The 12,387-nt window shown below is 58.3% G+C and carries 11 protein-coding genes; 1 reads left to right on the top strand and 10 read right to left on the bottom strand.

All coding sequences use genetic code 11. The features are described 5' to 3' along the window. Positions 1-24: 24 nt before the first annotated feature. The 8 genes from HB780_RS18280 to HB780_RS18315 all read right to left on the bottom strand — a co-directional run bounded on the left by HB780_RS18280 (position 25) and on the right by HB780_RS18315 (position 10,807). Entirely contained in the window at positions 25-885 is an 861-nt protein-coding gene (locus HB780_RS18280) for a sugar phosphate isomerase/epimerase family protein (protein WP_183694632.1), read from the bottom strand. A 51-nt stretch (positions 886-936) separates the two neighbouring features. Further along, positions 937-2,022, bottom strand: a complete 1,086-nt coding sequence (locus HB780_RS18285; RefSeq protein ID WP_183694635.1) for an NAD(P)H-dependent flavin oxidoreductase — start codon at positions 2,020-2,022, stop codon at positions 937-939. 260 nt (positions 2,023-2,282) lie between these two features. Next, positions 2,283-2,612 (bottom strand): hypothetical protein, encoded by a 330-nt coding sequence (locus HB780_RS18290; protein ID WP_183694639.1) that lies wholly within the window; start codon positions 2,610-2,612, stop codon positions 2,283-2,285. A 76-nt stretch (positions 2,613-2,688) separates the two neighbouring features. Continuing rightward, positions 2,689-2,940: a hypothetical protein gene (locus HB780_RS18295; RefSeq protein WP_183694642.1), complete on the bottom strand. Its 252-nt coding sequence runs from the start codon at positions 2,938-2,940 to the stop codon at positions 2,689-2,691. Between the two features lie 324 nt (positions 2,941-3,264). Continuing rightward, positions 3,265-3,900, bottom strand: a complete 636-nt coding sequence (locus tag HB780_RS18300; RefSeq protein ID WP_183694645.1) for a hypothetical protein — start codon at positions 3,898-3,900, stop codon at positions 3,265-3,267. A gap of 61 nt (positions 3,901-3,961) precedes the next feature. Continuing rightward, the gene (locus tag HB780_RS18305) at positions 3,962-4,207 is read right to left on the bottom strand and encodes a hypothetical protein (RefSeq protein ID WP_183694648.1); all 246 of its coding nucleotides are present in this window, start codon (positions 4,205-4,207) and stop codon (positions 3,962-3,964) included. A gap of 10 nt (positions 4,208-4,217) precedes the next feature. Continuing rightward, positions 4,218-4,787 carry a DUF4376 domain-containing protein gene (locus HB780_RS18310; RefSeq protein WP_286203133.1) on the bottom strand — a complete coding sequence of 190 codons (570 nt, stop codon included), beginning with the start codon at positions 4,785-4,787 and terminating at the stop codon, positions 4,218-4,220. Positions 4,788-4,885: 98 nt separating this feature from the next. Continuing rightward, positions 4,886-10,807: a phage tail protein gene (locus HB780_RS18315; protein ID WP_286203134.1), complete on the bottom strand. Its 5,922-nt coding sequence runs from the start codon at positions 10,805-10,807 to the stop codon at positions 4,886-4,888. Here HB780_RS18315 and HB780_RS33085 point away from each other — a divergent pair. Further along, positions 10,787-11,446, top strand: a complete 660-nt coding sequence (locus HB780_RS33085) for a hypothetical protein (protein WP_286203135.1) — start codon at positions 10,787-10,789, stop codon at positions 11,444-11,446. The two genes, HB780_RS18315 and HB780_RS33085, sit on opposite strands and share 21 nt — an antisense overlap. Here HB780_RS33085 and HB780_RS18320 read toward each other — a convergent pair. Continuing rightward, entirely contained in the window at positions 11,341-11,769 is a 429-nt protein-coding gene (locus HB780_RS18320; protein WP_183694651.1) for a DUF6950 family protein, read from the bottom strand. The two genes, HB780_RS33085 and HB780_RS18320, sit on opposite strands and share 106 nt — an antisense overlap. After that, complete coding sequence (locus HB780_RS18325) at positions 11,766-12,386, bottom strand: hypothetical protein (RefSeq protein ID WP_183694654.1); 621 nt, start codon at positions 12,384-12,386, stop codon at positions 11,766-11,768. The genes HB780_RS18320 and HB780_RS18325 overlap by 4 nt, the downstream gene beginning before the upstream one ends. Position 12,387: the final 1 nt, after the last annotated feature.

Consider the following 12,387-nt stretch of genomic DNA (forward strand, 5'->3'; position numbering starts at 1 on the left):
CCAGCGGCCTGCTATTCCGAGCCATCACGCTGCGGCGGCAGCCTTCCGCAACACGCCGGCGATGCAATCTCGCTCTTCCAGAATGCCGGACCATTCGTTGTCGTGGAATGAAGAATCGTAGATCAATGTGAACGGGCCTTTATAGCCGGCAACATTGGAGAGCTCGACACAACGAATATAGTCCTCGGCATCAAGACCCGTTTCCGAATAATGCGCCTTGGCATGGCATAGCTCGGCACGCCCCATGATCTTTGCCAGATCGGCATATTTCCCCGGACCTTGCCAATTACCAAAATCACCGTTGAGACCGAGTTTGCCGTCCAGAGCATCAATCACCCGATTGACCTCGACAGGCCCCGGCAGCAGCGAAAACCAGTTTTCAATGACGAGGCGGACGCCGGTTCCTGACAATTGTTCGGCCAGCCGACGGAGGTGCATCTCCGCCCGGCTCAATGCCTCATCAGTCGGCTGCTCCTTGCCGGCGATCACGCGCATATTTTCAGCGCCGAGCGCAACTGCAATCTCGATCCAGCCCGCCATCCAATCAGCATCGCGTTCGGCCGTCTCGGGATTGCTGAGATCCCCTTCTTCGATCAGCAGCGTCTGTATCTTCACGCCCGCTGTCTCAAAGGCCTGACGCAGGTCAGAAATGTAAGCGGCCGAGAGACTCGGCAAATGAAACGAGCATATCTCCATGCGGAAGATGCCACGTTCGACGAATTTTTTCGGGAGATCAATCAACTCTACCGATCCTTCGCCATAGGTTGGCTGGCGCTCAGGCGTTTGCGTTCCACCAGGCTTGTAAGGATAAGTGCCACCAAGTGCACGGTGCAACGACCATGTGGAAACGGCAAAACGATCCACCAGATCTGTTGTGAAAGTCATATGTCTCTCCTCCTCTTTCGCTCCCGCAGTATCAGATAGGCGACAGATACATCAACGCTCGGCCAGCCTCTTGATGAGTGCGATGGCCTCATTCGCCAGACCGATGGTGAGCTCGGACGACGGAAGTGGCTGCGTCAACCTAGCGGACTGGCCGGACCAGAGATTGGTAAAATCACCGGAGCCGGTCGCCTCCGCCTTGGCACGCAGCGGCGCCAACGCACCGCCGGCCGTCGGAAATGCTGGCGCAATATCCGTGAGCGGCCCAACCTCGCGCATGATGCGGTTCATGACACCCCTCGCCGGCCGGCCGGTGAAGACATTGGTCAAAGCGGTACTATCATCACCAGCATGCTCCAAGGCCGCCCGATGAACCGCAGGAATCTTTGCCTCGGGCGTGAACAGATAGCTGGTACCGATCTGCACCGCGCAAGCACCCAGCGCGAAAGCGGCCACTATCCCGCGTCCGTCCCCGATGCCGCCTGCAGCGATAACGGGAATTTTGACGGCATCAACAATCTGCGGCACCAGTGCCATCGTGCCCACCTGTGTCGCCATGTCCTTAGTCAGGAAATTACCGCGATGGCCACCCGCCTCGAAGCCCATGGCAATCACCGCATCGACACCGCGATCGGCAAGCCACCGCGCCTCCGCCACGGTGGTTGCCGAGGAGATGATCTTCGCTCCCGTGGCCTTTACCCGTCGAACCAGCTCCATATCCGGCAACCCGAAATGAAAGCTGACAATCTCAGGCCGATAGGCCTCGACGACTTCGCAGAAAAAGCTGTCGAATGGCGCCCGGCCGCCAGCAGGAACCGGCGCGGCCGGGTCGAGACCAGCCTCAATGTAGTAAGGCGCAAGCCGCGTTCGCCATTCTGTTTGCCGCCCAAGATCAATCTCCGGCATGGTATGTGCGAAGAAATTCACATTGATCGGCTTTTTCGTGGCCGATCGTATCGTATCGAGCGCTACGCGTAACTGTTCGACATTGTATTGCGCACTTGGCAGAGATCCGAGCCCACCCGCCTCGCTGACCGCAACAACCATCGCCGGCGACGTCGCTCCAGCCATCGGCGCCTGGATGATGGGAAGGCTGATGCCAAATAGATCAAGGATCCGGGTGTCTGGCCAGTGCCTCATCGCGCGCGCCTTTCATCTCGACCAACCAGTATTACCAGCCCCACGGCAACGGCGACAATGATTAGTTCAAATAAAGGGTTTTCCGCTCGGCAATGTGAACGGGGTCGCCCGCAGACCGGCTGACGTAGTTTGGCGAAGATCGGCCGCAGCGATCACAAAAGCCGCAAAACCAAAAAAACGCCCTCTCCCGTTAAGGAGAGGGTGAGGGAAATCACAAACACGGAGCCAACCGCGTGCAATGGACGCAACAAAGCGCCAAATCAGGGCATGGCTTTCCCACCCCTGATCCAGCGGGAAATAGTATCGAAGATCAGGTCGGCGATCCACATGGCACAAACACCAACCACGAAGGCCGTGGCATTCATGGCAGCCAAATCCTTTTGCGGCAAAGGCCAATTGACGGCTCGTAGGTAATAAAGTGCCGGCTCCGTCAGATAAGCTGCCGCAAGCGCCCCACAGATCGGCGACGCGACGATTTCACGGGTCGTATATCGACGCCGAGACAAACCACGCAAAATGCCACCGGAGAGGCCAGCGATGACGACCCCAACCTTGATGCCCAACGCATCGAGAAACTCGTTCACCGCCATAACCTGCCTCTGCAAATGTCTCTTGAAATCAAAAATCCCCTCTGTTCCAGCTAAGAAACAGGCGAGAAGAGCGGCCTCACTTGATGACCGGCGGCTGCGGCTTCACCAAACCGGAAAGCCCATCACGAACGATATTGACGACGATCTTAAGGGCACCGAGACCGGCAACAGCAAGGGCCGTGAAACTCGGACCAACGGAGGATTGCGAGCATTCCAATGTGCCATCGGCAAGCTGCGTGCAGCCGGTTGCCAACAGAATGGCGACCAACAGTGCCGAGAGGGTAATGAGGATATTCAAAATATTGTGCAGAGCATTGGTGTTAAACATACGGATTCCTTTGGGGCTATGAAATTTGTTGGGCTTGTCAAGCGACATCGGCGCTAAGCTGTTGTTTCCAAAGCCTGCGTCATTGGTGGCATGACGCTGCCACCATACGTTGGATCCAGAGACGCGTAGAAAACACGTCGACAGAAACCGTGGCGACTTCATCGATTGATCGATTGCTTAGCTGGGTCGAGAACTGCAGTGGGCGTGAAAGCAGCACACCGCTTTCAGCACCTGACAGGCTCCCCAAAAACTTTATCAGATCGAGATACCGAGTAATTCAGTCCGATAACGAAGAGATGTTGTGCTCCCACAATCCCGCGCCGGTTACGAGCGCGCCACCTCGACCGCAGCGGCAAATTTCTTGGCATAGCCAGCGATGTCGTTCGCCCGATCCGCGCTGTTGATGATCTTGCGGGCGCCGGTCCAGTCGGTCACTGCTGCGCTGAAGAAGTCGGCAAGCTTCCGGCCGGTGAACCGGCCATTAATCATACCATCGAACAGGATCTCTACGGCCTTGGCCGAATCGAGCGCATCGTCTGGATTGTCGGTAATGCCGTATTTCGCGTAATTGTCCCGGCCGGTGATCTGGACCAGGCCGCGACCGCGATAGCGCCAGCCGTCGCCGCTGGCCTCGCTGCCGTTGCCCATCCTGCTCGCATAGGCGCGATTGGCGATGCGCTGCGGCTGACGGGCATAGGCGGACGCCTGCGCGGCCGCAAAGTATTTCGGGAAGGTCGCTAGCAAGCCGGCTGCCGAATAGCTCAGGTTTTCCGAGATGGTGCACATGGAATTGTCCGTCTCGTGATAGGTCGTTGCCAGCATGTAGGCGAGCCAGCGGCTATCGAAGGGCTTGGATTCCCATGCGACAAGGATGGCCTCCATGCCGTTAACCTGATTTGCCGACAGCCGCCCCGCGAACAGCGAAGGGCGCACCGCCACGAAGAATTTCGCGTGATCCATAAATTTGATCCTGGAGAAATGATGCCGACTTGCGGCAAGGGGTTGCTTGTGAAGAGACGGCTTAGCGCTGGGCGCGTGAACGCTTTACAGAGGCTGCGGTGACCTTTTGGGCAGCGAGTGCGTCGCCGTCGATCAGCATGCCATTGTCAACAGGCACCATTTCCGGTCGCACCGCCTCTAGCGCCTTGATCTGTTTTTGCGCGTCGACGAGTTGGGCCGCGAGAGCATCGACGGCATTGGCGAAGCGCTCGACTTCGCCTTGCAGAAACTCGTTCTGCTTCTTGAGGGATTCTGCGAGAGTGGACATCAAGGCTCCCTCAACTATTCGACGGCCATGCGAAGGCTTCGATCTCCGCCGTCGTGGTGATCGTGTCGGCGATAATCTGCTGATCAATCGCACCTTCGGCGGCAAAGCTTGCCTGGACGTGAGCGGCGACCGCATTGGCAACCGCCTTGACCTGAGTGGCTGTCAACTCGACGAAACCAGCTGTCGTCTTGAACTGCACGGTGATATCGGGATTGGCATCGACGTAATTATAAGCGCCGGTGATCAGTGATTGGCTCGCCCTATCGGTCATGACAGACATGCCGTTGATGACAATGCCACCCGTTTCGATTGTATAGCGCTTCGTCGCGGCATAAGCGTAGAGATCGACCGCGACAGGCTCCGGAGACCAGCCGGCAACGACGGCAAGCAGGGTTTCCGGGGTTTCGGGCCAGTCGCCGGCCGCGTCGACCAGCGCGGTTTCCGACTTGCTCAGCTGATCAAGGATCGCATCCTTGTCGGCAACATCGAGGCCGGACGTGATCTTGGCAGCGAGCGCAAGCCAGTAATCGGGGACATTGTAGATCTGCTGGCGGCCGAGCCAGAACGCGGCGCCGGCCATCCAACGATCCGCCTTGCTCCCTGATCGAGCAGAGAGCAGCGAGCAGCGCCTCGACCATCGGATCATACATGCTGTCTATGCGATACATCGCGTTCTCCTTAGCGATAGCTCCATGTCTGGTAGACCGCACCAGAGCATGATGAGATTGAGGTGGCTTGAATGACGTAGGTCGAAACGCGCGGCGAGGCCGGTTGTGGCTCGACCTGAACGAGGTAATTCCCGCTGTTTTGGTTTTGATTACCTTGGGAAGCAAAGACCGCATACTGCCATACGATCGTTCCCTCGGTGACATTATATAGCCGCACATACCCGGTGTTACCGCTGCTGCTGCCGCCGCCGTTGGTTGCTAGTGTGATCGAAAAATTGGTCATGACCGCAGATGGACTAGCGTTATCGACCGTCCATGACGTGATATCCGTCCAAGCACCGATGGCCCCCGAGCTGAACGCACGCGCGAACGATCTGCCAACCGAGCCGAGCGCTATGTTGTTATAGGTCACGCCGCCGACAGTAAGCTTGTCGGTGCTGATCGCGCCCGCCTGTATCATGCCCGCCGTGATGGCATTCGCGGCAATCGCGTTGGCAGTAATAGCCCCGTCAACGATCAGTTCCGCACTGACGGCGCGGCGCATGATCGGTTTCGACCAGTAGCAAGAACTTCCCGTACCCGCTGTCCTGTCCACCTGTAACAACATGGCAAGCATAACATTACCAGCAGGGACGGTGAATTTGGCTTGCAATCGAACCCAGTTATTCTTGGTACTCGTGCTTGCAATAAAGGCAAAATTGTTAACGCCAGACGGTGTGGACGTCATAGCAATGACGTTGGCTGTGTTAGCATCGGTGTTGAAGACCCAAACATCGAACGCGTAGCTCTCACCGGGCGAGACAGCAATAGGGTTAGACCTCCCGCAATCGCGCCCGAGGGATTGAAGTACATAGCCGGAAGAGGCGACATTGTTGCTATCGAAATAGAAGTTCTGCAAGTTTTGCGTGACCCAGCCGTCAATAACCCCGGTCTGCCATCCATTGTCCGCGATATTACTGAAATCGGTCAGCACGAGGCTCTTGGCTGTAATTGCATTGGCCGCGATCTGGTTTGCACCGATGGTGTTTGCCGCGAGCTTGTCGCCGGTGATCGTGCCAGCCGCTATTGTGGTTGCGGTGACCGCGCCCGCTGCGATAGTTCCTGCGGTAACCGCGTTGGCGGCAATCTTGCCTGCGGTAACCGCGTTGGCGGCAATCTTTACGGCACTGATCGCGCCGTCAACGATCAGATTGGCATTCGCCTGCCGTAGGAAACTAGCGCCACCGAACGAGATATTGCCATCAGTGTTGCTAAGCTGGATGTAGATGTAGAGCCTTGCTTGCACGGCACCTGCCGGTGCGGTCATAGCAGCCGAGAACGATTGAACACCGGCTGTCGCAGTTTGCCCGGTAAAAATCGTCGTATACGGTGTAGCCACCAGATTGGTTCCCGCCTCGTCGAACCATCCGACACGCAACCAGATATTCATCGTCGTTCCACTGGTGCGTATAGCCTGCATAGACGCAAAATACTGTTGACCTATAACGACAGGAAAAAATCCACCTTGGGCGGCATTGCCATACCCCGAACCCCCTGCGTATGTGTAATCAATCGATCCTTTGCTAGTAAATGCCTGCGCAGTCGCTGGGTTTATGACGGTATTACTACTTAGTACGGGCCATGCGGCGGTTGTCTGCATCTGGTTATCGGGAAACAGGTTTTCCCAATCCTGAATAACCAATTTCTGTGCAGTGACACTATTGGCGGCAAGTTCAGTTGCGGTTATAGCGCCTGCGGCAATGGTTCCTGCGACGACCGCATTGGCGGCAATGTTTCCTGCGGTCACCGAATTCGCTGCAAGCTTTCCAGCCGTAACAGCCCCTGCGGCGATGGTGCCCGCAGTGATCGCACCTGTAGCAATCTTTGCCGTCGTGACACTACCCGCCAATATCGCCGCTGTGGTAACCGCGTCCGTCGCAATCGTACTGGCTGTGATAGCTCCCGCCGCAAGCTTGGCAGTCGTAATCGCTCCCGCAGCGATTGCTACCGCAGAGATAGAACCGTCAACGATCAAGTTTGCCGCTTCAGCTTTTCGCAAGGAAATGCGATCGATCATAAGGTAGCGGGTCGTGGAGCCTGTGTTCAAGTAGATACGAACTCGGCAATATTTCGCGAGTGCGGGAACGCTTAGCCTTCCGCTTTGCACAGTCCATGTCGAGTTGATCGGGTTATTATTGAGCGCGTCTGTCTGCGCAGGTGTAGTTAGTGCTACCAAGTCCTTGTCATACCAAAATATACGATAGTAAAGGCCAGTTGCGGAGCTACCGTCCGATGTTCGGGTGGCGATCTCCCATGCGAGAGTTGTCCCCGCCTCTACCGGGATAGCCGCAAGACTTGTGAAAGTTTTCTGCACAGCGGGTCCGCCGACAGTAATACTGTCGAGAACCATACTGTTTTTTCCGGTCAAACTATCGGCGGTGGAAAGATAGAAGTTGGCGGGTGCCGTCCCACCCCCGATTGTCCAGATCGTCGCCCATTGCCCTTGCTCGAAATTGCCGTCTTGGATCATATTCTCGAAGTCTGCCAGCATGAGCTGCGTAGCGGTAATCGAGTTTGCCGCGATGGCGTTTGCGGTGATAGCGCCTGCGGCAATCTTGTCAGCGGTGACAGCGTTGGCGACAATGCCGCCATTGGTGATCAGGACGACGCTTCCATCGCTCCAAGGGGTCACCTCCGTGGCCCCTGCCGGGATGCGGCAGAGCATCGGCTTATTGACGAACATGTAGCTGTTCGTCTGGCCTGTGTCCGTCTCCGTCTTCCGAATTAGGATAGCGGCGCAAACAGCCCCCGCCGGCGCAACGCCAACCGCGCGATAGCGGGTCCAATTGTCGGGAGCAGCGCTGTCTCCCTGAATGCCGACGTTTGATGCCGCCACTGTGCTACTGATTGCGGAACCTGCGGCGTTACGCCACTCGATACGGATCGATGCGGTGCAGCGATGCGCGGACAGATAGGCAGTCGCCTCGAACGACTCTCCGGGGACGCAGGGAACCCCATATTTCAGCAAATCCACCGAAAATTGCGGTGCAGCCGGGTTAACCCAATGTACGTCTGTGAAATAGCCACTCCCGGTAGGGGCGCTGTTCTGGAAAACCATCAGCGTTGGCTGACCCGGCCCTGCGTACGTTTGCGTTGCCGGACGGATCGCAAACGTCTGGCCGGGGATCGTGCCACTGGTTGTAGCCAACCAGCAATCAAGCCCTGACATAAAGTTGACGTTCTGTAGCAGGTTATTGCCCGATCCGACCGCGAGAGCATCGGTGGTGACAGAATTCGACGCCAGCTTGTCGGCTGTAATTGCGCTTGCGGCAATCTGTGTCGCGGTCACTGCCCCTGCGGCAAGCTTCCCCGCGACAACAGAGTTTGCAGCAAGTTCATTCGCTGTGACAGCCCCTGCGGCAAGCTTCGCGGTAGTCACTGAACCGGAGGCGATTTCCGTGGCCGTTACCGTACCAGCCGCGATCTTGCCTGCTATAATGGCCCCTGCGGCAATCTCATTAGCTGTCACAGCTCCCGCTGCCAGTTTCGGCGTAGAGATAGCGCCATCGGTTATCTGTGTTCCGGTGATCTGTCCCGTCAACTTCGCCGCCGATATCGCCGCAAGTTGAGCATCCGTCAATTGCCCGGTAATATCAGTGGAGGGAACGGAAGATATCCACGCCGATCCCGTATAGCGATAGATCTTGTCATCGGTCGTCAGGTAGACGGTGCGCCCTTCTACGTTACCTGTAGAGGGTAGGGTTGCCACGATTTCAATAGTCTTGATGCTACTGACGAACTTGGTCGCATCTATAGTGGCAGAAGCAATCTTATTAGCCGTTACTGCCGCATCCGCAATCTTTGCCGCGATAACCGATCCGTCGGCAAGCTTGGCTGCGTCTACGGCAAGAGCGGCAAGCTTCGCGTTGGTGATTGCAGCATCCGCTATCTGGGTCGAGACAAGCGTGCCCGTCACCTTCGCCGCAGCCACAGCGGCGATCTGCGCGTCCGTCAGCTGGCCGGTGATCTTGCTGGCCGCAAGGCTTTCGATCTGAGCGTTGCCCAGCGTCCCGTCGATGTCGTCGGCGTCGACGGTCGCGATCCATGCGCCGCTATGGTAGCGATAGAGCTTGCCGTCAGTTGTCAGATAGGCTTGCCGCCCCTCGACATTGCCTGTCGTGGGCAAGGACGTGACGACTTCCACCGGCTTGAGACCGGCGGCGAACTTGGCGGTATTGATCGCACCGTCAGCGATCTTCGCTGCGATTACGGCCTGATCGGCGAGGACTTCCGCCGTCACCGCCGCAACCTGCAACTTCGCCGTCGAAACGGCCGCATCAGCAAGTTTCAGGTTCGTGACCGCTTCGTCCATGATCTTCGACGCGATCACGGCCGCGTCGGCGATTTTGGCCGCCGTTATGGCATCGTCGAGGATGTCTACCGTCGAAATCAGGATGTTCGGCGTTTTGACGGTCAGCCAGGCCGACCAATCCGTCGCACGGTTCGATTTCGGAATATAGCGTCCCCGCGCCTCATAATCCGTGTTCGGCAAAGTCCACTGGCCGGAGATCAGCCAGGAGAATGGTAACTCATAGCGGGTGCTGTCGCTGTCAAAAACGACGTCACCGGTCTCCTTCAGCCGAACCTGCACCCACACCCGCTCGACATCGTCCATATCCGACGCACAGCTGATCTTGATAGCCGGCCGCCGGGCGATGCCACCGGCATCCTTCACAGTTCCCGGCTCAACGGTCCAGCCCGTCATCGGCTGCGATGGCGGCGTGATCGAGCCAATCCAGCCGATGGCGGTGGGTAATTGCAGGCCGCTATGCCAATCATAGTCGGCGGGATCGACTTCCTTCAGCGTGACGACCGTCAGGAAGTTCACCTGCGGCTCAACCTTGACGACCAGGAATTTCTTTTCCGCATAGCCGTTGCGTGCTGAGGTCCAGGAGACGACGTCGTTCGGCTCCAGCGGATAGGCGTCCGGCGGCAACGATATCTGATGCACGCGGAAGCGCCGATAGTCCTGGATCATCGCCAGGCCGACGCGCTGTACCTGATTGGCAAAGGGCACGGCCGGGAACTGGATTTGCGCCGGTAAGCGGCGGTCGCCATCCAGAACCTCCAGATCAGCATTGTAGCGCCCAGGCGCATCCTTGGTTGCCCATTTTTCGCCAGGCTCCGGATAGGTCGCCTCAATGGCATTGTAAGTATCTGAGAGCGACGGGAAAGGCTGGAAATCCTGCTCCTCCGTCACGATGATATCGTCATCGGAAAAGGAATAGATGGCGCCGCCGGGCGTGCTGATCAGCATCTTGAAGACACCGCCGACTTCGGCCATGCGGCCGTTGCAGCCTTTCAAGAGTTCGGAGATAACATCAAGCGGCTGTTGGTCGCACTGGACTTCATAGCCGGCGCGGAAGGCCGGTTCTTTGCTGCCATCGTCGAGCGTTACCGCTGCGTCACAGGCATTTGCGGCCGCCATCCAGTTTGCGGCCGGCAAGGAGAAGGCGGCGATGTTCTGGCCGCCATAGACCCATTCCGAGCCGTAATAGACGCCGCGCGCCAGATTGTAGATCATCGTTGCCGGATTGCTGGTAGGCTCCCAGGTGGCGGGATTATCCCAGCGATGCGCGCCATTGCCGCCGGCCGACGGGTCCTTGCGGATGTCGTAGAGCGGGACAGGATGCGGTTGATAGAGGCCGGAGGGAATTCCGGAGAAAAGGTCGGTGTTGTAGCGGGCGGTGAGGATGACGACCTGGCAGCCGAGGCCGATCATGGTCGATTTCCAAGGGCGATCCGGATCGGTGCCGAATTTCGCCGTCAAGAAGGCATCGGGGCCAGATTGCGTTCCATCAAGGAACTTGATCCAGAGATAATCTTTGCCGCTAACACGATATTGCTGCACCGGATAGCCGCGTCCGTCGGGATGCGGCTCCTCCCAGAGCACGCCGACTTCCTGATCGTCGATCCAGACGCTGGTGAGGCCACGCGCGCCGGCATAGTTGGGCAGGCTGCCGATCTCGACGACATCGGTGAAATAGGCGTTCGGCGTCTTGCCGTCATCGCCCCAGGAGCCGGCATATTTGCGCCGGCCGGCGGTGGCATAGCTGCCCATGACGAAGGACATGGGGTGGTCGTCGCCCATGCTGATCTCGAGCTTGGCGCCAGCCTGTTGCGGCTGCTCCTTCTTGGCCAATGCCTTTTCGATCAACGACAGGCCGACATTCAGGGCAACCGTCAGGATCAGCTTGCCGATACTGATCGAGCCGAAGAATTGAGAGATCGCGCCGATCGCCAAGCTGATCGGATCAGCATGCGCAGCGTCCGCGATCAGCCAGAAGCCGAGGACGTTCAGAATCAGGATGAGAATTTTCATGGACCGGGCGACCTCGAATGGCGCATGGAAAAGGGTGCGCCGCCGAGGATCGGCAGCGACATATCACCGAAGGGTGATGAGGAAATTGTTACGCCTGCGCCGGCTCAGCCGACTTTGAAGGCCCTGGTGGCGTCGAGGAGGTCGACCGTGCCAAGACCGTTTTCGCGCAGCACGAAGACACGCTCGCCATTGACGACGCCAAGTGCATAGCCGAAGGGGCCGTCATGCGGGATCGCGACGATATCGCCGATATAGGCCTCGCTCGGATGGATCTCCGGCAGCATGGTGGCGACGAGATCGGCGAGATTGTCGAAGCCCGCCGCCTTCATGGTTTTCAGCGCGCCGGCGGCCGTCGAATATTCGCCGCGAAACTGCGCGGCGCAATCGACGCCGGTGATCGCCATCACCAGATTGCCCGCCAGTCCCGGCCCGCAATCATGGCTGCCCCAGGCAAAGGGCGTGCGCTTCAGCCGGTCGATCTCGGCGACGAAACAGGCCCGCCAGTTCTTGACCCTGACAAGATCATCAATCACTTCTGCCCCCAGGGGATCTGCCAATTGGCGACGGTGCTGGAATAGAGGCCGAACTCGTCGCCGCTGCGACGCTTCTGGCCCTCATAGGAGGATTTGGCTGGATTGGTGCGCTCCAGCATGGCGATGGCGGCGGAGATTGCCGATATCTCGACATTGCCGTCCTGCCCGACCGCCGGCGTCTTGATCGGCGCGCCGTCGGTAATGCCGAGAAAGGCGATTTCCGGGGCGGCGCTCGGCTGGCGGGTGACGATATCGAAAGCCATGTCGTGGATTTCCACCGGCGCCAGGCGCAGATCGTAGCCGCGCACCAGCTGCTGCGCCACCGGGGCGATCTGGCCGATGGTGATCGTCACCGTCTGGATCGTCAGATCGGCGGTGCGCGCGATCGGGCTGACCTGCAGATTGAGGCCGCCATAATAGGTCCGTGCCTCCGGCAGGCCGGTGATGCCCGAAACGACGGTGATGTTGATATCGTCGTCGCCGGTCCAAAGGCCGATCGGGTTGATGACGCCGGTATCGAAGCTCTTGCCCTTGATCCAGACGAAACGACGGGGCACGAGCCCCCGGTCGCGCGCGCCGGTCAGCGCCGCGAAGAAAGCAGACGTGATGTTTTTCATT

Source organism: Rhizobium lusitanum (genome assembly GCF_014189535.1).
Classification (GTDB): Bacteria; Pseudomonadota; Alphaproteobacteria; order Rhizobiales; family Rhizobiaceae; genus Rhizobium; species Rhizobium lusitanum_C.